Origin of the sequence: Streptomyces sp. NPDC047853 (genome assembly GCF_043204535.1) — a bacterium.
In the GTDB taxonomy this organism is placed as follows: domain Bacteria; phylum Actinomycetota; class Actinomycetes; order Streptomycetales; family Streptomycetaceae; genus Streptomyces.
Genome location: NZ_JBIDCI010000019.1, coordinates 49,273 through 75,471 on the forward strand (window position 1 = coordinate 49,273; position 26,199 = coordinate 75,471).

The 26,199-nt window shown below is 73.1% G+C and carries 31 protein-coding genes; 18 read left to right on the plus strand and 13 right to left on the minus strand.

Annotated elements, in window-relative coordinates; all coding sequences use genetic code 11:
* The first annotated feature begins 91 nt into the window (after positions 1–91).
* From ACGF5T_RS29040 to ACGF5T_RS29065, 6 genes are all read left to right on the plus strand, one after another.
* On the plus strand, positions 92–1,396 hold the full coding sequence (locus ACGF5T_RS29040; protein ID WP_356610761.1) for a CAP domain-containing protein: 1,305 nt from the start codon (positions 92–94) through the stop codon (positions 1,394–1,396).
* 59 nt (positions 1,397–1,455) lie between these two features.
* Positions 1,456–2,133, plus strand: coding sequence for an AIM24 family protein (locus ACGF5T_RS29045; RefSeq protein WP_356610760.1), 678 nt, complete (start codon positions 1,456–1,458; stop codon positions 2,131–2,133).
* A gap of 124 nt (positions 2,134–2,257) precedes the next feature.
* Entirely contained in the window at positions 2,258–3,217 is a 960-nt protein-coding gene (locus ACGF5T_RS29050) for a threonine/serine dehydratase (protein WP_366767697.1), read from the plus strand.
* A 298-nt stretch (positions 3,218–3,515) separates the two neighbouring features.
* On the plus strand, positions 3,516–5,126 hold the full coding sequence (locus tag ACGF5T_RS29055; protein WP_356610758.1) for a protein kinase: 1,611 nt from the start codon (positions 3,516–3,518) through the stop codon (positions 5,124–5,126).
* 98 nt (positions 5,127–5,224) lie between these two features.
* Positions 5,225–6,202 (plus strand): LLM class F420-dependent oxidoreductase, encoded by a 978-nt coding sequence (locus tag ACGF5T_RS29060; protein WP_356610757.1) that lies wholly within the window; start codon positions 5,225–5,227, stop codon positions 6,200–6,202.
* Positions 6,203–6,294: 92 nt separating this feature from the next.
* Entirely contained in the window at positions 6,295–6,720 is a 426-nt protein-coding gene (locus ACGF5T_RS29065; RefSeq protein WP_356610756.1) for an SsgA family sporulation/cell division regulator, read from the plus strand.
* Between the two features lie 7 nt (positions 6,721–6,727).
* Here the strand turns inward: ACGF5T_RS29065 and ACGF5T_RS29070 are convergent, their stop codons facing one another.
* On the minus strand, positions 6,728–7,153 hold the full coding sequence (locus ACGF5T_RS29070) for a DUF6328 family protein (RefSeq protein ID WP_356610805.1): 426 nt from the start codon (positions 7,151–7,153) through the stop codon (positions 6,728–6,730).
* Between the two features lie 230 nt (positions 7,154–7,383).
* On the opposite strand from ACGF5T_RS29070, the gene ACGF5T_RS29075 reads away from it, so the two are divergent.
* Positions 7,384–7,731, plus strand: coding sequence for a hypothetical protein (locus ACGF5T_RS29075; RefSeq protein WP_366767698.1), 348 nt, complete (start codon positions 7,384–7,386; stop codon positions 7,729–7,731).
* Between the two features lie 15 nt (positions 7,732–7,746).
* Here ACGF5T_RS29075 and ACGF5T_RS29080 read toward each other — a convergent pair whose 3' ends face one another.
* The 5 genes from ACGF5T_RS29080 to ACGF5T_RS29100 all read right to left on the minus strand — a co-directional run bounded on the left by ACGF5T_RS29080 (position 7,747) and on the right by ACGF5T_RS29100 (position 12,289).
* Positions 7,747–8,730: an aldo/keto reductase gene (locus ACGF5T_RS29080; RefSeq protein WP_366767699.1), complete on the minus strand. Its 984-nt coding sequence runs from the start codon at positions 8,728–8,730 to the stop codon at positions 7,747–7,749.
* 61 nt (positions 8,731–8,791) lie between these two features.
* Positions 8,792–10,009 carry an FAD-dependent monooxygenase gene (locus ACGF5T_RS29085; RefSeq protein WP_366767700.1) on the minus strand — a complete coding sequence of 406 codons (1,218 nt, stop codon included), beginning with the start codon at positions 10,007–10,009 and terminating at the stop codon, positions 8,792–8,794.
* A gap of 167 nt (positions 10,010–10,176) precedes the next feature.
* Entirely contained in the window at positions 10,177–10,878 is a 702-nt protein-coding gene (locus ACGF5T_RS29090) for a ribonuclease H (protein ID WP_356610752.1), read from the minus strand.
* Between the two features lie 31 nt (positions 10,879–10,909).
* Positions 10,910–11,707, minus strand: coding sequence for a VOC family protein (locus tag ACGF5T_RS29095; RefSeq protein ID WP_366767701.1), 798 nt, complete (start codon positions 11,705–11,707; stop codon positions 10,910–10,912).
* Between the two features lie 99 nt (positions 11,708–11,806).
* Positions 11,807–12,289, minus strand: coding sequence for a VOC family protein (locus ACGF5T_RS29100; RefSeq protein ID WP_356610750.1), 483 nt, complete (start codon positions 12,287–12,289; stop codon positions 11,807–11,809).
* Positions 12,290–12,558: 269 nt separating this feature from the next.
* Here ACGF5T_RS29100 and ACGF5T_RS29105 point away from each other — a divergent pair, with 269 nt between their 5' ends.
* The gene (locus ACGF5T_RS29105; RefSeq protein ID WP_356610749.1) at positions 12,559–13,212 is read left to right on the plus strand and encodes an ATP-dependent Clp protease proteolytic subunit; all 654 of its coding nucleotides are present in this window, start codon (positions 12,559–12,561) and stop codon (positions 13,210–13,212) included.
* 1 nt (position 13,213) lies between these two features.
* Positions 13,214–13,816 (plus strand): ATP-dependent Clp protease proteolytic subunit, encoded by a 603-nt coding sequence (locus tag ACGF5T_RS29110; RefSeq protein ID WP_361017070.1) that lies wholly within the window; start codon positions 13,214–13,216, stop codon positions 13,814–13,816.
* Between the two features lie 43 nt (positions 13,817–13,859).
* Here ACGF5T_RS29110 and ACGF5T_RS29115 read toward each other — a convergent pair whose 3' ends face one another.
* On the minus strand, positions 13,860–14,252 hold the full coding sequence (locus ACGF5T_RS29115) for a helix-turn-helix transcriptional regulator (RefSeq protein WP_361017068.1): 393 nt from the start codon (positions 14,250–14,252) through the stop codon (positions 13,860–13,862).
* A 244-nt stretch (positions 14,253–14,496) separates the two neighbouring features.
* On the opposite strand from ACGF5T_RS29115, the gene ACGF5T_RS29120 reads away from it, so the two are divergent.
* Positions 14,497–15,384 carry a SigB/SigF/SigG family RNA polymerase sigma factor gene (locus ACGF5T_RS29120; protein WP_356610746.1) on the plus strand — a complete coding sequence of 296 codons (888 nt, stop codon included), beginning with the start codon at positions 14,497–14,499 and terminating at the stop codon, positions 15,382–15,384.
* Positions 15,385–15,447: 63 nt separating this feature from the next.
* Here ACGF5T_RS29120 and ACGF5T_RS29125 read toward each other — a convergent pair whose 3' ends face one another.
* Complete coding sequence (locus ACGF5T_RS29125) at positions 15,448–15,903, minus strand: ATP-binding protein (RefSeq protein WP_356610745.1); 456 nt, start codon at positions 15,901–15,903, stop codon at positions 15,448–15,450.
* Positions 15,904–16,047: 144 nt separating this feature from the next.
* On the opposite strand from ACGF5T_RS29125, the gene ACGF5T_RS29130 reads away from it, so the two are divergent.
* Both ACGF5T_RS29130 and ACGF5T_RS29135 read left to right on the plus strand, forming a co-directional pair.
* Entirely contained in the window at positions 16,048–16,629 is a 582-nt protein-coding gene (locus ACGF5T_RS29130; RefSeq protein WP_366767703.1) for a PRC-barrel domain-containing protein, read from the plus strand.
* Positions 16,626–17,042, plus strand: a complete 417-nt coding sequence (locus ACGF5T_RS29135; protein WP_366767704.1) for a PRC-barrel domain-containing protein — start codon at positions 16,626–16,628, stop codon at positions 17,040–17,042. Before ACGF5T_RS29130 ends, ACGF5T_RS29135 begins: the two co-directional genes overlap by 4 nt.
* A 149-nt stretch (positions 17,043–17,191) precedes the next feature.
* On the opposite strand, the gene ACGF5T_RS29140 is transcribed toward ACGF5T_RS29135, so the two are convergent.
* Positions 17,192–18,301: an ABC transporter substrate-binding protein gene (locus tag ACGF5T_RS29140; RefSeq protein WP_366767705.1), complete on the minus strand. Its 1,110-nt coding sequence runs from the start codon at positions 18,299–18,301 to the stop codon at positions 17,192–17,194.
* Between the two features lie 204 nt (positions 18,302–18,505).
* Between ACGF5T_RS29140 and ACGF5T_RS29145 the strand changes: the two genes are divergently transcribed.
* Positions 18,506–19,792, plus strand: a complete 1,287-nt coding sequence (locus ACGF5T_RS29145; protein WP_366767706.1) for a streptophobe family protein — start codon at positions 18,506–18,508, stop codon at positions 19,790–19,792.
* Positions 19,793–19,815: 23 nt separating this feature from the next.
* On the opposite strand, the gene ACGF5T_RS29150 is transcribed toward ACGF5T_RS29145, so the two are convergent.
* Positions 19,816–20,226 carry a hypothetical protein gene (locus tag ACGF5T_RS29150; RefSeq protein WP_356610740.1) on the minus strand — a complete coding sequence of 137 codons (411 nt, stop codon included), beginning with the start codon at positions 20,224–20,226 and terminating at the stop codon, positions 19,816–19,818.
* Between the two features lie 377 nt (positions 20,227–20,603).
* Here ACGF5T_RS29150 and ACGF5T_RS29155 point away from each other — a divergent pair, with 377 nt between their 5' ends.
* Together ACGF5T_RS29155 and ACGF5T_RS29160 are read left to right on the plus strand one after the other, a co-directional pair.
* The gene (locus tag ACGF5T_RS29155) at positions 20,604–20,984 is read left to right on the plus strand and encodes a nuclear transport factor 2 family protein (protein ID WP_356610739.1); all 381 of its coding nucleotides are present in this window, start codon (positions 20,604–20,606) and stop codon (positions 20,982–20,984) included.
* A gap of 87 nt (positions 20,985–21,071) precedes the next feature.
* Positions 21,072–21,356, plus strand: coding sequence for a DUF1905 domain-containing protein (locus ACGF5T_RS29160; RefSeq protein ID WP_366767707.1), 285 nt, complete (start codon positions 21,072–21,074; stop codon positions 21,354–21,356).
* A 5-nt stretch (positions 21,357–21,361) separates the two neighbouring features.
* Here ACGF5T_RS29160 and mgrA read toward each other — a convergent pair whose 3' ends face one another.
* Positions 21,362–22,354: an L-glyceraldehyde 3-phosphate reductase gene (mgrA, locus tag ACGF5T_RS29165; RefSeq protein ID WP_366767708.1), complete on the minus strand. Its 993-nt coding sequence runs from the start codon at positions 22,352–22,354 to the stop codon at positions 21,362–21,364.
* A 128-nt stretch (positions 22,355–22,482) separates the two neighbouring features.
* Between mgrA and ACGF5T_RS29170 the strand changes: the two genes are divergently transcribed.
* Both ACGF5T_RS29170 and ACGF5T_RS29175 read left to right on the plus strand, forming a co-directional pair.
* On the plus strand, positions 22,483–23,367 hold the full coding sequence (locus ACGF5T_RS29170) for a LysR substrate-binding domain-containing protein (protein WP_356610736.1): 885 nt from the start codon (positions 22,483–22,485) through the stop codon (positions 23,365–23,367).
* A gap of 25 nt (positions 23,368–23,392) precedes the next feature.
* Entirely contained in the window at positions 23,393–23,908 is a 516-nt protein-coding gene (locus ACGF5T_RS29175) for a DinB family protein (protein WP_366767709.1), read from the plus strand.
* On the opposite strand, the gene ACGF5T_RS29180 is transcribed toward ACGF5T_RS29175, so the two are convergent.
* Positions 23,890–24,969 (minus strand): adenosine deaminase, encoded by a 1,080-nt coding sequence (locus tag ACGF5T_RS29180; RefSeq protein WP_356610734.1) that lies wholly within the window; start codon positions 24,967–24,969, stop codon positions 23,890–23,892. The genes ACGF5T_RS29175 and ACGF5T_RS29180 overlap by 19 nt on opposite strands.
* Positions 24,970–25,012: 43 nt before the next feature.
* A complete protein-coding gene (locus ACGF5T_RS29185; RefSeq protein ID WP_361017055.1) occupies positions 25,013–25,408 on the minus strand; it encodes a VOC family protein in 396 nt (131 codons plus the stop codon).
* A gap of 164 nt (positions 25,409–25,572) precedes the next feature.
* Between ACGF5T_RS29185 and ACGF5T_RS29190 the strand changes: the two genes are divergently transcribed.
* Positions 25,573–26,031 (plus strand): pyridoxamine 5'-phosphate oxidase family protein, encoded by a 459-nt coding sequence (locus tag ACGF5T_RS29190; protein WP_366767710.1) that lies wholly within the window; start codon positions 25,573–25,575, stop codon positions 26,029–26,031.
* Positions 26,032–26,199 lie beyond the last annotated feature (168 nt).

Sequence of the window (26,199 nt, forward strand, 5' to 3'; positions counted from 1 at the left end):
GCCCGGTCCCGGGAACCCCCGGCGGGCGGCGGTCGTTGAGCCGTCACCGAGAGACCCGACCGGAGCGCGGACCACGACGAAGGACGGCACGATGAGCGAGTTGGTCCCCGGGGGAAACATCCCTCTGCCGGACGGCCCCGTGAGCGTGCGGGTGCCCGGCGGCTTCGACGTGTCGGCGCTGGTCACGGACGACGGCGGGAAGGTGCGCGGCGACGACGACTTCGTCTTCTACAACCAGCCGGAGGCACCCGGCGCCCGGCTGCGGGGCGACACGCTCACCGTCGATCCCGGGCGGCTGCGCCCCGGTGCCACCCGGGTGACGGTGGCGGTCAGCCCCTCGGACCCGGCGACCGCCCTGAGCGCGCTGCCCTCCCCCACGCTCCAGGTCACCGACGCCCGCGGCCGGATGCTGACCCGGTTCACCCCCGCGCGGCCCCGGCAGGAGACCGTACTACTGCTCGCGGAGTTCTACCGGCGCGGCGAGGGCTGGAAGCTGCGCGCGCTCGGCCAGGGGTACGCCGACGGACTCGCCGGACTCGCCCGGGACTTCGGGGTGGACGTCGTCGAGGAGTCCGCGGCACCCGGCGTCCGTCCGACGGCCGCTCCCCCGGCTCCCGCCGCCGACCCCGACGGCTTCCTCGCCCTGGTGAACTCCGCCCGTGCGGCCGCCGGTTCGGGCCCGGTCGCCACCGACGCGCGCCTCGTCCGCGCGGCGCGTGCGCACGCCACCGCCATGGCCGCCGCCGGCACCCTGAGCGTGGAGACCCGCGACGGCGTCAGCGTCCACCAGCGCGTCGTCTCGGCCGGATACGCGTACCTCACCGTCGGCGAGCACCTGGTCTCGGGCCCGCGCTCGCCCACCGAGTTCGTCGCGTACTGCCTGGGCGCCGAGCGCACCCGGCGCACCCTGCACGCCGCCTTCACCCACACCGGGTGGGCGTACGCCGCGAACGGCGGCTCGGGCGACACGTACTGGACGGCGCTGTGGGCCGTGCCGTTCACGCCGGACGGCCTGGCCCGCACCGCGGCCGAGGTCGTCGACCTCACCAACCGGGAGCGTTCGGCGGCTGGGCTGCCCGTGCTGGCGGCCGACCCGCGGCTCACCGCGGCCGCGCAGGCGCACAGCGCCGACATGGTGGCCCGCGACTTCTACTCCCACACCGACCCGGACGGCGGCAGACCCTGGGACCGGGCCGCCGCCGCGGGCGCCGCGCGGCGCACCGTCGGCGAGAACATAGCCTGCGGCCAGCGCTCCCCCGCCGATGTCGTGGAAGGCTGGATGAACAGCCCCGGGCACCGCGCCAACATCCTGAAGGCCGACTTCACCCACATCGGGATCGGTTTCGCCGGCGGCGGCCGGGCGGGCACCTACTGGACGCAGCTCTTCGGCGGCTGAGGCCCGGCGTCCGGTGACCGATCTTGGCGGAAGGGCCCCCTCCGGGCCAGGATGCCCGTATGAAGGGTGACCTCTTTTCCAGCGAGCACATGGTGCAGCCCGCCACCGCGCCGGGCATGACCGTCGAGAACTCCAAGTGCATCCGCTACGCGGTGAACGGCGACATGCTGGCCCGGCAGGGCGCGATGGTCGCCTACCGCGGCAACCTCCAGTTCGAGCGCAAGGGCCAGGGCGTGGGCGGCATGCTCAAACGCGCGGTCACCGGGGAGGGGCTGCCCCTGATGGCGGTGAGCGGGCAGGGCGAGGCCTGGTTCGCACACGAGGCGCAGAGCTGCTTCATCGTGGAGGTCGAGCCCGGCGACGAGTTCACGGTCAACGGCCGCAACGTCCTGTGCTTCGACACCTCGTTGTCGTACCGCATCTCCACGGTGAAGGGCTCGGGCATCGCCGGCGGCGGGCTGTTCAACAGCGTCTTCACCGGGCAGGGCAGGCTGGGGCTGGTGTGCGAGGGCAGCCCGCTCGTCATCCCGGTCTCGCCGCAGTACCCGGTGTACGTCGACACGGACGCGATCGTGGGCTGGTCCGCCGGACTCGCCACCTCCCTGCACCGCTCGCAGTCCATCGGCTCGATGCTGCGCGGCGGTTCGGGCGAGGCCGTGCAACTGGTGCTGCAGGGGGAGGGCTTCGTCGTCGTGCGGCCGAGCGAGGTGACGCCGCAGAAGACGCAGGCGCACTGAGGCGACCGGACCGTTCGCCGACGTCCTGCCCGACCACGCCTCGGAACCGTGTTGACCTCGGACGCGGCACGCGAAAGGGTGCGCACGGGCGCGGATCACCGCCCGCGCCGGAAGGATGAGTGCCTTGATCGGGATCACGGAGATCGAAGCCGCGGCGGAGCGGATCGCCGGACATGTCGTACGCACCCCGACCGTGCCCAGCCCCGGGCTGTCCGCGCTGCTCGGGGTCCCGGTCACCGCGAAACTGGAGCTGCTCCAGCGCACCGGCTCGTTCAAGGCTCGCGGCGCGACGGCGAAACTGCTGTCACTGACCGAGGCCGAGCGGGCCGCCGGTGTCGTCGCGGTCAGCGGCGGCAACCACGGCATCGCGGTGGCGGTGATGGCCGCCGCCCTCGACGTCAAGGCCACGGTGGTCATGCCGCGCACGGCACCGGCCCGTTCGGTGGAGATCGCCGAGGAGGCGGGCGCGCTGGTGCGGCTGACGGACGGGATGGACAGCGCCTTCGCGTTGGTGAGCCGGCTCCGCGAGGAGGGCCTGACCCTGGTCCACCCCTTCGACGACCCCGTGGTGATCGCCGGCCAGGGCACGGTGGGGCTGGAGTTCGCCGCGGACGCCGGGGAGCTGACCGACGTGCTCGTGAGCATCGGGGGCGGTGGGCTGATCGCCGGTGTGGCGGCGGGGTTGCGGGCGGTGCGGCCGGACGTGCGGATCTGGGGCGTGGAGACCGAGGGGGCCGAGGCCATGTCCCGGGCGCTGGCCGCGGGCGGGCCGCTCCCGGTGGCCCTGTCGTCGATCGTCACCACGCTCAGCGCTCCGGCCGTCTCGCAGGTGACCTACGAGCATGTGGCGGCGCTGGTCACCGAGGTGCTGGTGGTCCCGGACCGGGAAGCCGTCGAGGGCTCGCTGGCCCTCGCCGAGCACGCGAAGGTGTGGACCGAGCCGGCCGCCGGCTGTCTGCTGCCCGCGGCCCGGCGGGTGGTGGAGCGGGTGGGCGACACCGCCCGGATCGGGCTGGTGGTCTGCGGCGGCAACGCGACCATTGCCGACATGGCGGCCTGGGCGGACCGCTTCGGCCTGCGCTGACGCCCGAATCCGGGCCGCAACCCCGTGTACCGCGGGTTACCACCAGGTCGGCCCCGGATGCGCGGGCCCGGCACTCGACCGGGAATTCCCGTGCCGAACAGATGCGCGAGATCGTCCAGTTCAGGGGCGGTGCGCCTCCACGCGGCCGCCTTTCCCGCATTCCCCTTCGTTTCTCTGTCCGCGGTTTTTGAAGAACGGTCAGAAATGACCCCGGAACCCGTACACGTTGAACGCACCCCGGCCTCCTCACCGTACTTCTGCACAAGCCGAGAGCCGGCGGTGCGAACGAGGGGTGGCCATGGGCAGGGCGCACGTCTCCACACACGGATCGGTCGCCGGACGGTACCGCCTCCTGGAGGTCGTCCACCGTGAGACGAACCGGCTCTGCTGGTCCGGGGTGGACGCGGAGACGGGCCGCCCGTGCCTGGTCACGCAGATCGCGCTCCCGGAGGGCCATGCGGCGCAGACCGCCCGCCGGGCCACCGGCCGTGTGGTGCGCACCTGCGAGACCATGCGGTCGCTGTGCCCCGGGCGGATCGCCGCGGTGTCCGACGCCGTCGTGACGGACGGCGTCCTGTGGACGGTGACCGAACGGGTCACCGGCGTGCCGCTCGGTGAACTCCTCGCCGCTCAGGGCGCGTTCAACTACGCGCGGACGGCACGTATCGGCCTGGCCCTGCTGGACGTGCTGGAGGCGGCCCACGACCTGGGGGTCACCCACGGCGAGCTGAGCCCGGGACAGGTGTTCGTGCGCGAGGAGGGCTCCGTCGTCGTCACCGGCTTCGGCCTGGCCGGCGCCACCCTCGCCCCCCGGCTCACGGCACCCTCGTACGCCTCGCCCGAGCAGGCGCGCGACGAGCGGATCGGGCCGGCGGCCGATCTCTGGGCGCTGGGCGCGATCCTCTACACGATGGTCGAGGGGCGCCCTCCGTTCCGCGACCGCGAGCGGCCCGAGGCGACGCTGAGGGGCGTGGACCGGCTGCCGCTGCGCACGCCCGTGCGCGCCGGACCGCTCACGCAGGCCGTGCAGGGGCTGCTCCGGAAGGACCCGCGGGAGCGGCTGACCCGCCCCGTGGTGCGCGAGGCCCTCACCCGGGCGCTGGCCGAGGAGCCCGAGGCGGTCGTGCGCGGGGGGTCCCGCCCCCGGCTCCGGGGCGCGTGCGCCGCCGCCCGGTACGCGGGACGCGGGCGGGGCCGGCGGACGATGCTCGCGGGGACCGCCCTGGCCGTCGTCGCGGTCACGGCGGCCGTCCTCGCCGTCACCCACGGCCTGCCCGGCTCGGGTGACGGCTCCGCCACCGGCACCGGCCCCCGGCAGCGCCCCTCGGCCCCCGTGTCGCCGCCCGGGGACGACACGGCCCCCTCCTACTCCTCCCCCGCTCCCCGGCCGAGCGCGACCCCCACTCCCTCGCGACCGGGCGGCGCCGTGCCGGCCGGGTTCCGGCGCTACGACGCGCCCGAGGGGTTCTCCGTCGCGCTGCCCGAGGACTGGCGGCGGCTGAGCACCTCCCGGGTGTCGGACGTGGCCTACCGGGCGGTCCTGGGCGCCGCCGGCGACCCGCGCACCCTCGCGGTCACCTACAGCGAGCGGGCGGGCGCCGATCCCGTGGCGGTGTGGCGCGAGGACGTCGAGCCCGGTCTGGAGCGGTCCGGCGACTACCGAAGGATCGGCGAGATCCGCGCGACGAGGTACCGGGGGCGCGAGGCGGCCGACATGGAGTGGACCGCCGAGGACGACGGCACCCGGGTCCGCACCTTCGGCCGCGGTTTCCTCCTCGGCGGCGGACGGAGCTTCTCGCTGCGCTGGACGACCCCGGCCGAGGACTGGGACGACGCCGGCAACAGGCGGGCGCTCGCCACCTTCCTGGAGACGTTCCGGGAGGACGCGCGGCGTCCCTCCCCGTCCTAGACCTCGTCGCCCGGTGCGGGCGCGGGCTCACGGTGGGCACCGGGCGTGCGCGGCATTTCGCCCCGTTTTCGCTGCGCCCGGACGGGGACTCGCGCCTCATGGTGCAAATCGGATACACGATGATGACCGAGCAGGCCGGCCCCCGTGATCTCGTCGGCCATCTGGTGCGGGCCGAGGAGGCGGGCTTCGACTTCTCGGTGACCTCGGACCACTACTTCCCGTGGCTGCGCTCGCAGGGGCACTCGCCCTACGCGTGGGCCGTGCTGGGCGCGGCCGCCCAGGCGACCTCGCGCATCCCGCTGATGACCTACGTGACGTGTCCGACCTTCCGCTACCACCCCGCGGTGGTGGCGCAGAAGGCCGCGACGCTGCAGTTGCTGTCCGAGGGCCGGTTCCGGCTCGGTCTCGGCTCGGGCGAGAACCTCAACGAGCACGTCGTGGGAGGCGGCTGGCCGTCCGTCGACGTACGGCACGAGATGCTCGAAGAGGCGGTGGAGATCATCCGGGCGCTCTTCGAGGGCGGCCACGTGAACCACCGCGGCACGCACTTCGACGTGGAGTCGGCGCGGCTGTGGGACCTGCCGGACACCGCGCCGCCCATCGGCATCGCCGTCTCCGGCGAGCGTTCCTGCGCGCTCGCGGGTGAGCACGCCGACCTGGTCATCGCCACCGAGCCGAAGCCCGGACTGCTGGAGGCCTTCGACCGGCACGGCGGTGCGGGCAAACCGCGCGTGGGCCAGCTCCCGGTGTCCTACGACCCCGACCGGGACGCGGCGATCAAGCGCGCCCACGCGCAGTTCCGCTGGTTCGGCAACGGCTGGAAGGTCAACTCCGAACTGCCCCACCCGGATTCCTTCGACGCGGCCACCCAGTTCGTCACCCCCGACGACGTCGCCGAGTCGATCCCCTGCGGCGACGACCCGGAAGCGTTCGTGGAGGCCGTGCGCCCCTACGCCGAGGCCGGGTTCACCGAGGTCGCCCTGGTGCAGATCGGCGGCGAGACGCAACCCGCCTTCCTCGACTGGTCGGAGAAGACCCTGCTGCCCGCGCTGCGCGAAGCCCTGGGCCGGTCCTGAGCCCCGGCAGGGGATTCACCCGTCTGCCTGAGCATCTTGCCGGTGAGCGGGGTACTAGAGGGCTCCACGTCCGTCCTCCGGAGGCCCCAGTCGTGAATTCCCTCGTGCACAAGACCCTGGTCGTGCAGCTCCAGGCGGGCGACGCAGACCGTTTCCCCGTGCTCGCCCATCTCGGCTACGACTCCGCGGACCCGTTCGCCGTCACCGTGGTCTTCAGCCACGACGGACGCGTCCTCGCCCGCTGGTCGCTGGACCGGGAGATGGTGGGCGACGGGCTGACCCGCCCGGTCGGCGTGGGCGACGTGCGGCTGCGGCCCGAGTCGCGGGGCCTGTGGGACGAGCTGCGGATCGAACTGCTCGGCGACTCCCGGCCCGACGGAGGCCGCCACCACGCCGTGGTGTTCCTGTGGGCGGCGGCCGTCGAGGCCTTCCTGCGCGAGACCCACGCCGTGGTGCGGCCGGGGGAGGAAGAGGTGTGCGTCGACGACTTCCTCGCGGAGGTCATGGCCGAGGGCTGACGCGGACTCAGCGCGTCGTGTGGCGGTACCGGGTCCACAACGGGATGCCGAACCAGCACACCAGGTACCAGAACACCACCCCGGCCACGAGGTAGGGCACGAAGCCGTCGTGGGCCGCCACGCGCAGGATCAGCAGGAGCGAGGCGGTCGTCGTGGCGAGCAGCAGGACCAGGCCGAGCAGGGTGAGCCGAGAGGCCCACCGCACGGCCTGGGGCTTCACCCGCCGCCCGGCGACGATGCGGTGCAGGGACACGGGACCGATCAGGGCGCCGGTGGTGACGGCCCCGAGGACGACCGTCACCAGGTAGATCATCTGGTTGGTGTCCGAGAGGTCGTCGTACTTCGGGGTGAACACGACGGTGAGCAGGAAACCGAACAGGATCTGCACGCCCATCTGCGCGACGCGGACCTCCTGGATCAGCTCGGTCCACATGCGGTCCGCCCGCTCCTCCTCGGTCTCGTCGCGCCCTCTGCGCCGACCCGAGTTCGCTGTCGCGCCCTGGTCCGTCACGGTTCCTCCCGGTTGCCGCGGCCTGCGTTCCCTTCCCTCTTCCCGGCTTCTCCACCCTCAGGCGCCGGGTCGGGACGACGGCGCCCGGTTTGAGTGATCAGCGCACGGATACACGGGCCCGGACCGACACGATTCCTGGGGAAGGGCGAAGCATGTCCGACACACAGCTCACCGTCACGCTCAGCGGTGGCGGCATCGACGACGCGCGGGCGATCGTCCGCGCGCTGGAGGAGGTCTTCGGCGCGCCCGACGGCCTCCCCGGCGACGAGCGGGCGACGGTGCGCACCGCGACCTTCGACTCCCCGGACGCGCCGCGTGCGGCCACGGCCGACCGGTCGGCCGGCGCCACGCTGTCGGAGCCGGTCTCGGTCACCGTCCAGGGCTCGCCGCAGGCCGTCGAGGCGGCGAGCGAGACGCTCGCCCACGCCTTCAGCACGCGGAACGAGGGAGCTGCCTCCGGCGACCAGGAGCGGGAACGGCAGCTGCTCCTGGTGCCGTGAGGCCGGCGGGTACGCCTACCAGCGGCTCTCGACCTGGTCCCTGACCCGCCGGTCGTACAGGTCGCGGATCGCCGTGAGCGTCTCCTCGGACAGCTCCGGCAGCCGGGCGGCGTCCGTGTTGGCGCGGGCCTGTTCGGGCGAACGCGCACCCGGGATCACCGTGGTGACGCCGGGCTGCTGGATGATCCAGCGCAGCGCCAGCTGGGCCGGGGTGTACCCCTCGGGGGCGAGCGCGGCGAACTCCGCGGCGGCCTCCACGCCGGTGGCGAAGTCGACACCGGAGAAGGTCTCGCCCTGGTCGAAGGCCTCGCCGTGCCGGTTGAAGTTGCGGTGGTCGTTGGCCGCGAAGACGGTGTCCCTGGTGTACTTGCCGGACAGCAGTCCGGAGGCCAGCGGCACCCGGGCGATGATGCCGACGCCCGCCTCACGGGCGGCCAGCAGCACCTCGCGCAGGGGCTTCATCCGGAACGGGTTCAGGATGATCTGCACGCTCGCCACGTTCGGCCGGGCGATCGCGGTCAGCGCCTCGGCGCAGGTCTCCACGCTGACGCCGTACGCGGCGATGCGCTCCTCCTCGACGAGGGTGTCCAGGGCGTCGAACACCTCGTCGCTGGAGTAGACGGGGGTCGGCGGGCAGTGCAGTTGCACCAGGTCGAGGACGTCCACGCCGAGGTTGCGCCGGGAGCGGTCGTTCCACTCCCGGAAGTTGTCGAGTACGTAGTTCTGCGGGATCTGCTCGACCCGGCGGCCCATCTTGGTGGCGATCAGCACGTGCAGGTCGGGCCGCCCGCGCAGGAACCCGGCGATCGTCTCCTCGCTGCGCCCGTCGCCGTAGACGTCCGCGGTGTCGAAGAACGTCACCCCGGACTCGGCGGCCGCCTCCAGCACCGCGAGGGCTTCCTTGTCGTCGACGTCCCCCCAGTCGGCGCCCAGTTGCCAGGTGCCGAGTCCGACCACCGAGGCGTGCTGATCCGACCTGTCGAAAGTGCGCTCGTCCATGGCGACAGTCTGTCACCCGGAGCGCTCCCGCACCGCGCCGGGACCTGCCGTCGGGGTTCGCCTAGTCGCGCGCGGCGAGTCTCCGGGCCTGGACCGTGCGCGCGATCCTGGGTCCCAGCCAGCGCTTGAGCCGGCGCAGTGCCTCCAGCCGGCCGGCCGCCCGGTCGAGCCGGTGGTAGAGCCGGGGCGGGACGTACGGCAGCAGGGGCGAGTGGCGCTGGCCGAGCAGGGCGAACATGTGCTCCGGGGGGAGGCGGATGTAGCGGGGCAGGTTCTCGTACCACTGCGCGCTGTGCCGGGCCGCGCTCTGCACCGGGAGCAGGGCTTCCTTGCGTTCCCGCTCGTAGTGGGCGAGGGCCTGCGGGAGGGTCGCCCGTTCGCGCAAGGCGGCGGACAGGGCCATGGCGTCCTCCAGGGCGAGCGTGGTGCCGGCGCCGATGGAGTAGTGCGTGCTGTGCGCGGCGTCTCCGAGCAGGACGAGGTTGTCGCGGTACCAGGTGCGGTTGGTGAGGGTGCGGAAGGTCAGCCACGCGCCGCCGGCGCCGGCCGCGGACCGCCCGGTGAGCGGGTGGCCGTCCAGGACGTCGGCGAAGAGCTTCTCCAGCACGGTCAGGGCTTCGGCCTCGTCGGCGCGGTCCAGCCCCAGGCCGGTCCAGGTGCCGGGCGCGCACTCGACCACGCAGGTGCTGCCCTCGGGGCCGTAGCCGTAGCCGTACGCCCAGATCCAGCCGTGGTCGGTCTCGGTGAACGCGAAGGTGAAGGCGTCGAAGACCTTGGTGGTACCGAGCCAGGCGTAGTGGTTGCGCCCGGCCCGGACCTCGGTGCCGAAGTGACCGGCGTGCCGGGTGCGCAGGGCGCTGCCCACGCCGTCGGCGGCCACGACGAGGTCGGCGCGGGGCAGGTCGGCGGCGTCGACCTCCAGGTCGAACTCCAGGCGCACGCCGAGGGACCGGGCTCGGGAGGCGAGGATCTCCAGGAGCCGGTGGCGGCCGATGCCGAAGCCCTCGTCGCCGCGGTGGCGGGCCTGCTCGCCGTCCACGTGGGCGACGCCGTCCCGCCAGCGCACGGAGTGCTCCTCGACGGCGCGCGCGGACTCGGGGTCGTGTGCGTGGAGCCGGTCGAGCAGGCCCCGCCAGTAGGTCACGCCCCAGCCGTAGGTGGATCCCTCCGGGTTGCGTTCGTACACGGTGATGTCGTGGGAGGGGTCCTGCAGCTTCAGCAGGATCGACAGATACAGGCCGGCGGGTCCCCCACCGACGCATGCGACCTTCACACTCACCCCTGGAATGCCATCAAAACGGTCATATGGCGTCGCAGGTTAGCAGGCGGACGCACCGCCGGGGAGGACGCGACGGCGGGCGGCGCTGATGCACCGCGGTGGCCCCGCGCGGTGGCCCCACCGGGGACGTCTCAGGGTGTGCGCGATGGGATGCGGGCGGCCCGGTGCTAGCCGGCCGCCGCCGTACGGCACTCGGGGTGGCCCCAGCCCTGGTCGTTCTTGGCGATGGGTTCCCCTGCGGCGTAGGAACGGCCGCAGAGGCACCGCCCGGGGAACTTGGCCTTGATGGTGCGCGCGGAGGCGCCGCCGCTCTTGCGGGCCGTGGACGCACCCCGGCGCGGTGCCTTCTTGGCGGCGGGCGCGTCGGGGGCGGGCGGCGGCTCCGGGGAGCCGAGGCCGCTGCCCGCCGGCTCCTGGACGACGGCGGCCTGGCTGGCGGCGCGGTCGGCGAAGTCGTTGAGGCGGTCGCCGTCCACCTGGTGGGCGGGCACGTAGCGGAAGTCGACCGAGCGGCCGTCGAGCAGCTCGTCGATGCGCACGACCAGTTCCTGGTTGGCGACCGGCTTGCCGGCGGACGTCTTCCAGCCGTTGCGCTTCCAGCCGGGCAGCCAGGTGGTGACGGCCTTCATCGCGTACTGCGAGTCCATGCGGACCTCGAGCGGCACGTCCGGTTCGGTCGACGCCAGCAGGCGCTCCAGCGCCGTGAGTTCGGCGACGTTGTTGGTGGCCCGGCCGAGCGGGCCCGCCTCCCAGCGGACCGGGACCTCGCCCGCGTCGGCGACCACCCAGGCCCAGCCGGCCGGACCCGGGTTCCCCTTCGAAGCCCCGTCGCACGCGGCCACCACACGTTCACGCATGCGTCCGATCATGCCATGGCGCGGGGGGTCGCCCGGACGGGGTTCAGGAGACGTCCGTGACCTTCGGCATCTCCCCTTCCGTCGTCGTGAGGTCGAGCACCGAGAAGGTGGCGCCCTGCGGGTCGCCGAGCGTGGCGTACCGGCCGAAGGGGGAGTCCATCGGCCCGAATCGCAGGACCCCGCCGAGCGCGGTGGCGCGGGCCACGGCGGCGTCGCAGTCGGCGACGGTGAAGTAGACGTTGATGTGGGGCGGCACCTCGGGCGGGAAGTCGTCCGTCATGGCCATCCGACCGAGGACGGTGTCCTCGCCCAGGTCGAAGAGGCGGAAGTCCACCCCGTCGTCCTCCATCTGCTTCGCCGTGTAGGAGAAGACGGCGGGGAAGAAGGCGTCCGACTTCCCGGGCTCACGGGTGAACACCTCGGCCCAGCAGTACGCGCCGGGCTCCGCCGTCGCCTCGAAGCCCTCGTGGGTGCCACCCTGCCAGATCCCGAAGACGACGCCCGACGGATCACGCGCCAGGCACATGGTGCCGAAGTCGTCGACCCGCATCGGCTCCATGACGATCTCGCCGCCCGCCTCGCGGATGCGTCCGGCGGTCGCCGCGGCGTCGGGGGACGCGAAGTAGAGGCACCACTGCGCCTGCTCCTCCTGGCCGGGCATGGGCGGCACCACGGCCGCGACCGCCTTGCCGTCGGCGTAGCACTGCGTGTAGTTGCCGTACTCCGACGAGGACTCGCCGAAGGTCCAGCCGAGGACCTCGCCGTAGAAGCGCTTGGCTCCTTCGAGGTCGCCGAACATCGCGTCGGCCCAGCAGGGGGTTCCTTCAGGTTGGACGGCCATGACCGCCGCCTCCCGTGCGGTTGAGTGAAACGGTCCGGATGGTGGGGCGCTCGTCCCCTCACGCTAGTCATCCCCGCCCGCCCCCGCGCGGCGGCGGACTCACTCCCCGGCGTACGCCTTCTCCAGCGCGGCGATGTCGAGCTTGCGCATCGACATCATGGCCCGGTTGGCGCGCGCTGCCTTCGCGGCGTCCGGGTCGCGGAACATCTCCTCCAGCCGTGCCGGGACGACCTGCCAGGACACGCCGAACCTGTCCTTGACCCAGCCGCAGGGCCCCTCCTCGCCGCCGTCCTCGGTGAGCGCGGTCCAGTAGTGGTCGACCTCCTTCTGGTCGTGGCAGGTGATCTGGAAGGAGACGGCCTCGTTGAACGTGAACATCGGGCCACCGTTGAGCGCGACGAACTTCTGGCCGTTGGCCGTGAAGTCGACGGTGAGCACGTTGCCGGCGGGCTGGTGCGCCCCCTCGGGGTAAGGGGTGACGGGCCCGAGGCGGGAGTTCTCGAAGAGGGAGACGTAGAAGCGGGCGGCCTCCTCCGCCCGGCCGTCGAACCAGAGACACGTGGTGAATCCGTCGGTGTCCATGCGAACCTCCTGGGCGTGCGAGCACGGTCACCACTGTCGACCGGCGCGGGCCGGAGAACTCATCGGTCGGGCGCCGCCGATCCGGACGGCGGGAGCGATGCGCTCGTGACGGCGGGACCGGTCTGCTCCTGACGGCGGGAGTGGTCTGCTCGTGGCGAATCTGCCGCGGGCAGAGAAGACCGCGCGCGGGGCCGTGGCGGGCCAAGAGTGGAGGGACAGCGGCATCCCGGCCGCGTACGGCTCACTCGACGACTCGACAAGGAGCGCCGATGTCTCCACTCACCACCGGCCCGGCCCCGGCCGCCCTGCCCCGGGCGGAGGAGGGCGACACCCCCGCGACCCGCTTCGACGACCACCTGGCCGCACAGCTGCTGACGCAGCGGATCGTGCTGCTGGGTACCCAGGTCGACGAGGTCTCCGCGAACCGGGTCTGCGCCCAGCTGCTGATCCTTTCGGCGGAGGACCCCCGCACCGACATCAGCCTCTACATCAACAGCCCCGGCGGCTCCGTGCACGCGGGGCTCGCCATCTACGACACGATGCGGCTGATCCCGAACGACGTCTCGACGCTCGCCATGGGGTTCGCCGCCAGCATGGGGCAGTTCCTGCTGAGCGTCGGCGCGGCGGGCAAGCGGCACGCCCTGCCCAACGCGCGGATCATGATGCACCAGCCGTCGGCGGGCATCGGCGGGACCACCGCCGACATCGAGATCCAGGCCGACAACCTGGAGTTCACCAAGCGCACCATCGAGCGGATCACCGCGGAACACACCGGTCAGAGCCCGGAGACCATCTCCCGGGACGGAGACCGCGACCGCTGGTTCACGGCCGAGGAGGCCAAGGAGTACGGAATGGTGGACCAGGTCGTCCAGTCCCTCGCGGACGTGCGCCCGGCCGCCACCAGGCGACGGATGGGGCTGTGACATGGGGAGCTACACGATTCCGAACGTCGTCGAGCGGACCCCGCAGGGTGAGCGCTCCTACGACGTGTTCAGCCGGCTGCTGTCGGAGCGGATCATCTTCCTGGGGACCGAGATCGACGACGGTGTGGCCAACGTCGTGATCGCGCAACTCCTCCACCTGGAGTCGTCGGCCCCGGAGAGCGAGATCGCGATCTACATCAACTCCCCCGGCGGCTCGTTCACGTCGCTGATGGCGATCTACGACACGATGACGTTCGTGCAGGCGCCGATCTCCACGTTCTGTGTCGGGCAGGCGGCCTCCACGGCGGCGGTGCTGCTGGCCGGCGGGGACCCGGGGCGGCGGTTCGTGCTGGAGCACGCGCGGGTCCTGCTCGGACAGCCGGCCAGCGGCGGACGGCAGGGCACGGTCTCCGATCTGGCGCTGCAGGCCAAGGAGATGGTGCGCATCCGCGCCCAGGTCGAGGAGGTGCTGGCCCGCCACACGCACCACGACGTGACGACGCTGCGCGCCGACATGGACCGCGACAAGGTCTTCACCGCCGAGGAGGCCGTGGCCTACGGGCTGGCCGACGAGGTGCTCGGCCGGCGCCTGGCGCGGGTGTGAGGGGCCGGGCCGGCGTCCGCGGGACGCCGGCCCGGTACGGCGGTCAGGCCGCCAGGCACATCCCGTCGCGCCGGGCGGCGGACGTACCGCGAGCCCGGCTCGCGCCGGTGTGCCGCGAGGTGAGGCGGACCAGCTCCCCCTGGGCCCGCGCCAGCAGATCACCGAGCCCCAGTCCGAGGGCGCCCGCCGCGGCGGCCAGCACCTCGGACGACGCCTCCTTGCGTCCGCGTTCCACCTCCGAGAGGTACGGCATCGAGATCCGGGCGGTCTCCGCGACCTCCTTCAGGGTGCGTTCCTGGGCGAGGCGCTCACGGCGCAGGACGTCCCCGACCAGGTCGCGCCACAGGGGCTCCCTGGCGGCGGGGCGGGCTCCTGGGCGCGCGGGCTGCGGGCGCAGGGCGATGACACGGGCTTCGTTCGGCACATGGCTGGTCACCTCCTCAGCCTAGGAGCAGGGCCGCGCGAAGGAAGGGGTCGGTATTCCGCCCAGAGGGAAATCCGCGGGTGCCACGCGCTGTGGACGGGACTACCCTGGAGAGTGACAGATCACGTCGAGACGCCGTGGCACCGTTTTTCGGCCACCCGTGAAACACGGGGGCATGTGCCGCCGCGCCCCGGGTACCCGCAAGCGGGAAGCGCCTAGGGAGAGACGTCGAACCGTGACTTTCGTGGGAGAGGTAATGGAGACCGCCGTGATCCGGCCGAAAGCACAGGTCGTCGGGGAGACAACCGGGAGCAGGACGGGGGACGGAGCACTGCTGGGCGGGGTGGACCCGCGCGCCGTGGCTCCGCGCGACGCACGGCAGCTGTCCCGCCAGTTCTTCCAGCGTCTGACGGAGCTCGAAGAGGGCACCCACGACTACCAGTACGCGCGCAACACCCTGATCGAGATGAACATGTCGCTCGTGCGGTTCGCCGCCGGCCGCTTCCGCGGGCGCGGGGACGACATGGACGACATCGTCCAGACCGGCATGATCGGCCTGATCAAGGCCATCGACCGGTTCGAGCTGTCGCGCGAGGTCGAGTTCACCTCCTTCGCGCTGCCGTACATCGTCGGCGAGATCAAGCGCTTCTTCCGTGACACCACCTGGGCCGTGCACGTGCCGCGGCGCCTGCAGGAACTGCGGGTGGAACTGGCCAAGGCCCGCGAGGAGCTCTCCTCCCGGCTGGACCGGGAACCCACCGTCGCCGAGCTCGCCACGCTGATGAACATCAGCGAGAGCGAGGTCGTCGAGGGCCAGATCGCCTCCAACGGCTACAACTCGTCCTCGCTGGACGCGGCGCTGACCGGGGACGGCCCCGAGGGCGGCGAGTCGGTCCTGGCCGACTTCATCGGCGTCGAGGAGGACGGGCTGCGACTCGTCGAGGACTTCCACTCGCTCGCGCCGCTGATGGCCGAGCTCGGTGAGCGCGACCGTCAGATCATCCACATGCGGTTCGTCGAGGAGGCCACGCAGGCGGAGATCGGTGAGCGGCTCGGCTGCTCGCAGATGCACGTGTCGCGGCTGATCAAGCGGATCATCACCCGGCTGCGCGAGGGAATGCTGGGCGAGCTGGGCTGCGCCTGACGCCGGAGACGACGGACCAGAGGGCGCGGAGGTCGCCCCACACTCGGAGGTGGGGCGGCACGCTCAGGCCTCGGTGAGGGGAATCGTCGCTCGCACCCGCTTGCCGACCGGCACGTGCTCGACGACGACCGCCTCCGCCAGGGCGTGGACGATCTCCAGTCCGTGGCGGCCGACGCGTTCGGGGTCGCGCGGGAAGCGTTCGGGTACGGCGCCGCTGCTGTCGTAGACGGTCACCGCCACGGTGGCGTCCGTGCCCTCCAGTTCCAGGATGTACGGACCCTTGCTGTGGCGGTCCGCATTGGTGATCAGCTCGCTCACCACGAGCAGGACCGCGCCGTCGGCACGGGGGCCGATCGTGGCGCACCACTCGGTCCTCAACTGCTCCAGGAACAGCGAGGCGAAGGCACGTGCCTGCGCGATGCATCCCGGCTCGCCGGAGTAGTGCGCCGCCTGCCTCAGCGGGTCAACGGGTACGTCGAAACCAGTCGGTATCACTGCCCCGTCCAGGAACTCGGTCATGCGTTTCTCTCTCGAAGCCGGACTGGCCGGACGCTGCTGCACCTGCCCTCGTACCCCGAGCCCGGCCTCGCAGTCCTCACGTCTTCACACTGCGGGCATTGTCACAGTGTCGCGGGGCACCCGGAGGTACGGGAAGGGTGTGCGATGAACGAACTGATGACCGCACGAAGCCTCACCACCCGGCCGGTGGTCACCCTCGGCGGCGACGCCGTCGCCCATGTCAAGGACACCGTATGCGACGACGCCGCGAGCCGGATCACCGGTTTCACCCTGACCGGCCGCGGTCTGCTGTCCGGGCCCCTGAAGCAGGGGCTGCCCTGGTCCTTCGTGCACTCGCTGGGCCATGACGCGGTGATGATCCGCGATCGGCGGGCGCTGGTGGGCGCCGCCGCGCTAGCGCACCGGCCGACCCTGCGGGCCCGGGTGGTGGGGGCGCCCGTGGTGACGGACACGGGTGCCGAGATCGGCACGGTGCTGGACGTCGTGGTGGAGGGCGGCACCGGCGGGCGGGTCGTGGGCTTCCGGGTGGCGGCGAGCAAGGGCTTCGCCCCGGGCCCCACCCGGCACCGGCGCCGGGTGTACGTGCCGCGCGGCGAGACGCTCACGGTGGCCGGCCGGGCCCTGGTCCTGCCCCGGGCCGCGGTCCGGCACGTCGCCGACGACCTCCCGGGGCTCTCCGCCGTGGTCGCCGAGGCCACCGGCCGACAAAGGGGTGCGCTGCCGTGATGCTCTTCACCGAGGTGCGGGGGCTGCCCGTGGTGCCGGCGGCCGGGGCGGGGCCCCTCGGCACGGTGGCGTCCCTGACCGTCGACATCGCCTCCGGCGCGGTGAGCCATGTCCGTCTGCGGGGCGGTCTCTTCCGCAAGGGGGTGGTGCTGCCGTGGGACGCGGTGCGGACGATCGGCCCGGGCGCCGTCCGGGTCCGTTCCGCCGCGGCGCCCGCATCGGTCCCGCACCGCCACGAGCTGCTGGGCCGCCAGGTCCTGACCGAGGCGGGCGCCGGGCACGGCACGGTGCTCGACGTGGCGTTCGTGCCGGAGACGGGCCGGATCCTCGCGGTCTTCACCACGCGGGGCGAGGTGGCCGCCGGCCGCCTGCTGGGGCTGGGCGACCACGCCCTCGTCGTCCGGCAGGGCTGACACCGCACGGAAGGGCACGGTGAGACGCGGCCCACCACCGCCCCGCTCTCCGGCCCGCCGGTTCATCACCGCCGCCCCGCGGCCTCCGCGCTCTCCGGCCCGCCGTTACCCACCGCCCCGCGGCCTCCTCGCTCTCCGGCAGCGCGCTCTCAGCCGGTGTGCAGGACCCGGAAGCGGCCGGGGGCCGCCGGGTCCCGGTCCACGACCTGGACCGGGGCCCAGGACCATTGCCACACGCTGATGCCCGGCGCACGGGAGAACCGGATCGGTCCCCGGGTGCCCTCGACCGCGACGTCCGGCCAGGCTCCGGCCGTGCCCGACCGGTCCGCGCCGCGGGTACGCAGCACCTCCGCGAGGACCGCCACGGTGTCGTACCCCTCGAAGGCGACGAAGGAGGGCGCCTCGGCCAGTCGCTCGCGCAGGGCGGTCTCCACCCTGGTGCCGAGGGGACCGAGCCGCTCGGGCAGGTAGCGCAGGAACGGGACCGCGGCGCCCTCGCCGCCCAGCGCGGTGACCCACTGCGCGAACTCCGGCTGCCCGGCCGGAGCACCGATCAGGACCTCGCCGAGACGCGGGTCGTGGCGGACGGCCCTGACGAGGGACACCGCCGGCTCCGGGTGGCCGACCAGCAGCAGGAGCGCCGTGGCCCGGCCCGCGACGAGTCCGTCGCACACGGCGGCGGGGGCGAGCGTACGCGCGTCGAGGTCGATGACGGTGCCGCCGCGGGGCGCGAGGTGGTCCCGCAGCAGGCGTGCGCCGGACGCCCAGTAGACGCTCGGTTCGGCTGCCACGGCGATCCGGCGGTGGCCGGCGCCGAGGAGGAAGTCCGCGTAGGTGCGCCAGCCGTGGGACTGCGCCGGGGCGAGGCGCGCCACCCAGGGTGTCGGGCGTTCGGTGAGCGCGTCCAGCACCGCGGAGGAGCAGAGGAACGGCAGGCCGAGGGCGTCGGCCCGCGCGGCCGCGGTGCGGGCGACGACGCTGTGGTACTCCCCCGCGAGGGCCGCCACGCCCAGACCCGCCAGTTCGTCCACGGCCGCCGCGGCCCTGTCCGGGTCGGCCGCGGTGTCCCTGACCACCAGTTCGAGCGGCCGGCCGGCGATCCCCCCGGAGTCGTTGACCTCCCGCACGCCCAGTCGCAGCCCGGCGAGCAGGTGGTGGCCCGCCTCGGTCCAGCCGGGCCGGCTCAGCGGCACGAGGGCGCCGACCCGCACACGGGGTCCGCCGGTCCGGTCCGGGGATGCCGAGGGTGGTGTACGCATGTGCCGATGTCTCCCCTGTGACGCGCCGGTCGCCGGTGGCCCGACCGCTCGGCGGTCATTGCATCCACCGCCGTCGCCGTGGGGCAACCGATTATCGGCGCTCCGCGCCGTCCGGCTCCGCCGCGTCACCGTCGCGGGTAGGGGCCCGGCGCGGACGGCCGTGTCGGGCGGGCGGGACCGGCGGCCGCTGCTTAGCGTGGCAGCGTGAGTTCGCGAACCCCCTCCGGTCCCCCCGGTTCGGCAGTCGCCGCGCACGGCTGGCTCCAGGCTCTGGGGGTGGTGCTGGCCGGGCTGATCGCCATGGGGGTCGCGGCCGCGCTCGGACTGTGGGCGGCCGGCGCCGCGGACCTGCCCGACAACGCCTTCCCCCGGGTCGTCACGGCGACCGTCGTCACCGCCGTGGGCGGGGCCCTGGAGCTGTCCGGGGACGCAGGCGGGTTCGCGGACACCGATGCCGGACTGACCGTCATGCCGCTGTCCGTCACCCTGTCCGGGGCGCTGGTGATCGCGCTGGGCTTCCTGCGGCCGCTGCGTCGCCGGGCCGTCGCCTCCGCGGCCGAACTGGCCGGCTGGGCCGGCCGGATCGCCGTCCTGTGGCTGCTCGCCCTGCTCGGACTGGCCTTCGCGGCGCGGCAGACCTTCGAGGTGTCCCTCGGGGAAGGGGTGCTGAGCGACCTCGGCGACCTCTTCGGCGTCAGGCCGACGGTCGGGTTCACCACGGACGTGCCGCTGACCGTCCTCTTCGGACTGCTGTGGCTGGCGGGGGTGCTCCTGCTGGCCCTGCTGGTCTCGCGCGGGGCGCCGCTGCCCGGACGGTTGCTGCGCCATCTGCCCTCGGTGCGTCCGACGGCGTACGCGGTGACCGCCCTGCTGCTCGCGTACGTCGTCGTCGGCGGTGTCGTCGGGCTGGTCGTCGCCGGGACGCGGGGGCACCCGGCGGACACCTTCGCGGTGCTGCTGCTCGGCCTGCCGAACCTGGCGTGGCCGGCGCTGACGATCGGTCTGGGCGCCACCTGGGAGGGGCGGGTGGAGGGGCCGTTCGGCCTGCCCATGCCGCACGTCCTCGACGAGGTGCTGCGCACGCCGGACTTGTCGACGCTGAACCTCGGGACGCTGGCCGAGCGCGACGGGCGGTGGTGGTGGCTCCTGGTGGCCGCGGCGGTCCTGCTCCTGGCGGCCGGGTTCCTGCTGGCGTCCCGCGCTCCGGCCGGGACACCGGCCTGGGTGCACTCCCTGCACATGGCGGTGGCGCTGGCGCTCACGGTCCTCATGATCACGCTGGTGGGGCGGATCTCCGCGCACTACGGTCTGTCGGTGCTCGGTATCGGCGACCTGGCCGGCGGGCTCGCCGGGGAGCTGTTCCTGCGGCCGCGGCTGCGGAGCGCGGTCGGTCTCGCCCTGCTGTGGGGGCTGGTCACGGGGTTCCTCGGCGCGTCGCTCGCGCGGTGGGCGGCCCGGCGGGCCGGCCGGGAGGCACCGCCCCGGGGGTGAGGCCGCGAGGTCTCGGTCCCGGCTCAGGCGACGGGGACGACCAGGGGCGGAGAGGCCCGCTGCATGCGCAGCGCGTCCACGGACTCGGCCATGAGCTCGTACTCGGTGGTGTCGTCACTGGTGGCGACGCGTACCAGGCGTCCTGCCGCCAACTCGTCGGCGACCAGCTCCTGTTGTACGTCGTCGGCACACCAGGTGCGCAGTACGCGCGAAACGTCGGGCGCGTCGTCGGCGACCGGAGTCAGGGCGCCGCGGGGTAAGTGGGGGCTGTCGGGCTGCGGGTCGAGCCGTTCGGCGATCCAGGACGCACGGTCGCGCAGCCACCACAGGGCGAGGGCGAGGGTGGGGGCACGGTAGGTGCCGAGAGGGACGCCGATGCGCCGGCCGTCACAGACGCCGTAGGCGGTGACATGGCACAGGAACTCGTCGTGCACTGCTCCCCTCCCCGTCGCCCGGCCCGCCGGCCGGTCGGGCCGGCGCCCGCGTGACTCGTGTGCGGTGCGTGAGGACGTTGTCGCATGGTGTGAGACGCCCTAGAGGTGAGTATGTTCAGTGCTGAACCACTGTCACCATGAATTTCCGGCCAGTCTCCTGGCATATTCACGGTCATTGGTGGCCGAAACCCTACGACGGAGGACCCCGCCTCCACGTGCCCGGCACCCACGTCTCCCGCGACCCCCGAGGGGGACGGGCATGACCCCCGGGGTAATCGACGGCGGCGACGGCCGCGGGCAGGGTTGCGTCATCGGGTCGCCGCTACCGGCACCCGGTTGCTGACCAGCACACACCGTCTCGATGGAGGTCGATCGCCGTGTCCGCTCCCACCACCCGTTTCGAGGTCGCCGTCACCCGCTACTTCGAGGCCTGGAACGCCGGGCCGGACGCCGTGGCCCGGGCGGTCGCCGCGGCCTGGACCAATGACGGCAGCTACACCGATCCGCTGGCCGACGTCCGCGGCCACGAGCAGATCGCGGCCGTGATCGCGGCGGTGCACGAGCAGTTCCCCGGCTTCGTCTTCCGTCCGTCGGGCGCCGTCGACGGGCACCACGACACGGCGCGCTTCTCCTGGGAGCTGGTGAGCGAGGCCGACGGCTCGGCGCCGGTGGCCGGGTCCGACGTGGTCACGCTGGACGGCGAGGGACGGATCCGAGCCGTGTTCGGCTTCCTGGACCGGGTGCCCACCGGGGCGTGACCGTCCACGGCGGGAGCGATGAGTTCCGCCGCCCCCGGGGGTCCACCGGGACACGGACCACCGAAAACCCCTGGGAGCGAAGCCGTCATGACAACGAACCGAAACCTCGACGAGGTATTCAGCGCCACGCTGCGCAAGAGCCCGAACGAGGGTGGCTGGACCTATCTGGTCTGGCCGAGGTCCGCCGAGTTCTTCGGCACGCGCGGACTGGTCAAGGTCCGCGGCACCATCGACGGGCACGCGTTCCGCAGCTCCTTCATGGCGCTGGGCGACGGCACGCACAAGCTGCCGGTGAAGGCCGCCCTCCGCCGGGCCATCGGCAAGGCGGAGGGCGACACGGTCACGGTCCGGCTGGAGGAACGGCTCGGCTGAGCGCCCTAGCGCGCGACGATCCTGTCGATCCGGGCCAGCTCGTCGGCGCCGAAGGAGAGGTTCCCGATCGCCGACACGCTGTCCTCCAGCTGCCGCGGGCTGCTCGCGCCCACCAGCGCGGACGTCACCCGGCCCTCGCGCAGGACCCAGGCGAGGGCCATCTGGGCGAGCGACTGGCCGCGGGACTGCGCGATCTCGTTCAGCTCGCGCAGCTTGCCGACCAGTTCCCCGGTGAGCGCGTCGGAGTTCAGGAAGGGGCTGTCGCTCGCGGCGCGCGAGTCCTCGGGGATGCCGTCGAGGTAGCGGCCGGTCAGCAGGCCCTGCTCCAGCGGGGAGTAGGCGATGGAGCCGACCTGGAGCTCGTCGAGGGTGTCCAGGAGGCCGCTGGTCTCGGGACGGCGGTCCAGCATGGAGTAGCGCGGCTGGTGGATCAGCAGCGGGGTGCCCAGCTCGGCGAGGATGCGCGCGGCCTCGCGGGTCTGCTCGGGCGAGTAGTTGGAGACGCCGACGTACAGCGCCTTGCCCTGCTGCACCGCGGTGTGCAGGGCGCCCATCGTCTCCTCCAGGGGAGTCTCCGGGTCGGGGCGGTGCGAGTAGAAGATGTCGACGTAGTCCAGGCCCATCCGGTTCAGGCTCTGGTCGAGGGAGGACAGCACGTACTTGCGCGAGCCCCACTCGCCGTACGGGCCCGGCCACATCAGGTAGCCGGCCTTGGTGGAGATGACCAGCTCGTCGCGGTACGGCGCGAAGTCGGCCTTGAGCGCCTCACCGAGGGCGGACTCGGCGGAGCCGGGCGGGGGGCCGTAGTTGTTGGCGAGGTCGAAGTGGGTGACACCGAGGTCGAAGGCGCGGCGCAGGATGGCGCGCTGGGTCTCCACGGGACGGTCCGGGCCGAAGTTGTGCCACAGGCCGAGCGAGAGCGCGGGGAGCTTCAGACCGCTGCGTCCGGTGCGCCGGTAGGGCATGTCCGCGTAGCGGTCGGGGTGTGCGGTGTACAACGCGACTCCAGAGGGGTTGGCACCCGGGGTACGGGGCTTGGGCGGAACCGTCCCCCACTCTGTCGTGACCTGCGGGCAGTGGTCCAACAGAAGAATCCGATGGGATTGTGCGGTTACGCTTCTGAGTCATGGAACTGCGTCATCTCCAGCACTTCGTGGCGGTCGCCGAGGACCAGCACTTCACCCGGGCGGCGGAACGGCTGCTGGTCTCCCAGTCCGGCCTCTCGGCGTCCATCCGGGCCCTGGAGCGCGAGCTGCGGGCGCCGCTGTTCGTACGCACGACGCGCAGTGTGACGCTGACGGAGGCCGGCCGGGCGCTGCTGGGCGAGGCGGAGCGCATCCTGGCGCAGGTCCGCTCGGCGCACGAGGCGGTCGCCGCGGTGCAGGGCGTCCTGCGCGGCACGCTGTCCCTGGGGGCCGAGCAGTGCATCGCCGGGGTGCCGGTGGCGGGACTGCTCGCGGCGTTCCGCCGCCGGCACCCGGACGTGGAGATCAGGCTGCGGCAGGCGGGCTCGGGCGAGCTGGCGGAGGAGGTCGGGGCCGGGCGGCTCGACCTGGCCTTCGCCTACCGGACGCAGGACGACACCGACCAGTTGCGGTCGGTGTCGCTGGCCGGCGAGCCGATGACCGTGCTGTGCCACCCCGGCCACCGCCTCGCGACGGCCGGCGCGGTGCGGTCCCCGCACGACCTGGCCGACGAGGTCTTCGTCGACTTCCACCCCGACTGGGGTCCGCGCCGCGTCACGGACGCGGCCTTCGCCGCGGCCGGCGTGCGGCGGACCGTCGCGCTGGAGGTGAACGACGTGCACGGTCTGCTGGACCTGCTCGACGAGGATCTCGGCATCGCGGTCGTGCCGCGGCACTTCCGGCACAAACGGGCCTCGCTGACCTCGCTCCCGTTGGAGGACAGCGACGAGACGGCGTACGAGACCATCGCCCTGCTGCCGCCCGCGCAGGCCACCAGCCCGGCGGCGCGGGCGCTCATGGGGCTGCTCGAAACGGGGAGCGTGTGACGGCGGACTGCGCGATGGTGGACGCATGCATGCGAAGGACATCCTCATCGAGGGCTACGGCCGCATCCGGGAAGAAGTCCACTCCGCCGTCGAGGGCCTGGACCCCGACGGCCTGAACGCCCGCCCCGGCGACGGCGCCAACTCCGTCGCCTGGCTCGTCTGGCACCTCACCCGCGTCCAGGACGACCATGTGGCGGACGCCTTCGGGCTCGACCAGGTGTGGCTCACCGCGGAGTGGGAGAAGCGCTTCGGCCTCGGGCTGCCCCCCGAGGACACCGGGTACGGGCACAGCGCGGCTCAGGTCGCACGGGTGCGGGTCGACTCGGCGGAGCTGCTGACCGGCTACTACGACGCCGTGCACGAACAGACGCTCACGGCCCTGCGCTCCCTGGCCGCGAAGGACCTGGAGCGCAGCGTCGACGAGAACTGGGATCCGCCGGTCACGCTGGGCGCGCGCCTGGTCAGCGTCCTGTCCGACGATCTCCAGCACGTCGGACAGGCCGCCTATGCGCGCGGACTGGTTCAGAGCGCCGCGGCGTAACCCGGCAGGACGACGTCCTCGATCAGGGCCCTGCGCTCGTCGAACGGGATGAAGGCGCTCTTCACCGCGTTCACGGTGACCGTGCGCAGGTCCTCGACCGTCCAGCCCGCCTGCTCCACCAGCAGGGACATCTCGCGGGTCATCGTGGTGCCCGACACGAGGCGGTTGTCGGTGTTGACGGTGACGCGGAAGCCGAGGTCCTTGAGCGCCGTGACGGGGTGCTCGGCGATCGAGGTGGCGGCGCCGGTCTGGAGGTTGGAGGTCGGGCACATCTCCAGGGCGATCCGGCGGTCGCGGATCCAGCCCGCGAGGCGGCCCAGCTTGCCGGCCGCGAGGTCGGGGATGTCCTCGGTGATGCGCACCCCGTGCCCGATGCGCTGGGCGCCGCACACCTGGATCGCCTGGTGGATGCTGGGCAGCCCGTGCGCCTCGCCGGCGTGGATGGTGAAGGGCACGTTCTCGCGGCGCAGGTGCGCGAAGGCGTCCAGGTGGTCGGCGGGCGGGAAACCGTCCTCGGCGCCCGCGATGTCGAAGCCGACGACACCCGCGTCCCGGTAGGCGACCGCGAGGTCGGCCGTCTCGCGGGTGCGGTCGAACATGCGCATGCCGCACAGCAGGGTGCCGACGCGGACCGGTGTACCGGCGGCGGCCGCCTTGGCCATGCCGCCGGCCAGCCCCTCCTGGACGGTCTCGACGACCTCCGCGAGGGTGAGGCCGCCCTTCAGCATCAGCTCGGGGGCGTAACGGACCTCGCCGTAGACGACGCCGTCGGCGGCGAGGTCGAGGACGTACTCCTCGGCGGTGCGCAGCAGCCCCTCGCGGGTCTGCATCACGGCGAGGGTGTGCTCGAAGGTGGCGATGTAGCGCACCAGGTCACCGGAGTCGGCGGCCTCGACGTACCAGGCGGCCAGCTCGTCGGGGTCGGTCGTGGGCAGGGTGTGTCCGACGCTGCGCGCCAGTTCCACGACCGTCGCGGGGCGCAGGCCCCCGTCGAGGTGGTCGTGCAGCACCGCCTTGGGGAGGCGGCGGAGAGTCTCGGTGTCTATGCGCGTAGATGACATGTGCGGCGGTTCCTCGGCGGTTCGGTGCGGGATGCGGGACGGGTCAGGAGGCGGACGGCTGGAGCAGGTCCCAGCGGTTGCCGTACAGGTCCTGGAAGACGGCGACCGAGCCGTAGGGCTCGTGCCGGGGAGCCTCCAGGAAGGTCACGCCCGCGGCGGTCATGCGGGCGTGGTCGCGGGCGAAGTCGTCGGTGTACAGGAAGAAGCCGACACGACCGCCCGCCTGGTCGCCGACCCTGGCCCGCTGAGCCTCGCCCTTGGCCCGGGCCAGCAGCAGCGCGGCGCCGGCGCCCTCCGTGCCGGGCTCGACGACGACCCACCGGGAGCCGTCGGGCCGGGGCGCGTCCTCGGCGAGGCGGAAGCCGAGGGCCTCGGTGTAGAAGCGGATCGCCTCGTCGTAGTCGTCGACGACGAGGGTGACCAGGGCGATGCGTCTCATCGGAGCCCTTCTGGACGGCGGGACGGGCGATTGACGGGAGAGGTTATACGTAAAACCAACCCCCGCGCCAGTCCCGGCCCGGTCCGCGCCGGTCCCCCGCCGGTCTCCGGTCCTACGTCTCCGGGCCGAGGTGCGCGTGCGGCCCGCCCGCTAACGTCGCGATCATGGTGATGACCCCGCCGCCGCGCGATCCCGCCCGGCGCAAGCAGGACGTACTGGACCGCCTGGGCCGCGAGACGGACATCTGGGTGGCCACAGCGGATGCCGACGGGCTGCCGTGCCTGGTCCCGCTCTGGTTCGTGTGGCACGAGGAGTCGGTCTGGCTGTGGACCCGGCTCACCAACCCGACCGGCCGCAACCTGCGGGACGGCGGCCGGGCCCGACTCGCGTTCGGTGACACCCTCGACGTCGTCCTGATCGACGGCCGGGCGGAGGTCTTCGGCGCGGCGGAGGCTCCCGCGGCGGCGGTCCGGGCGTTCCTCGGCAAGACCGGCTGGGACCCGCGCGAGGAGGGCCCGCCGTACGCCTGCTTCCGAGTGCGCCCGCACGCCGTACGGGCCTGGCACGGGGAGTCCGAGCTGAAGGGCCGTCACCTCATGCGGGACGGCGTCTGGACCGTGTAGCGGGGCGCGGCGTGCACGCGGCGACGGCGGCGCGCGCCGTGCGCACGAGGGCGGCGTGCGCCGTGGCGTGGGTGCGGGGAGGCGGCGCCCTGAACAGGGCCGGTGCGGGACCGGTGCGGGACCGGTGATCGTTCTCGACAGCGCCCGTCCCACCTGGCCAGGCACGTG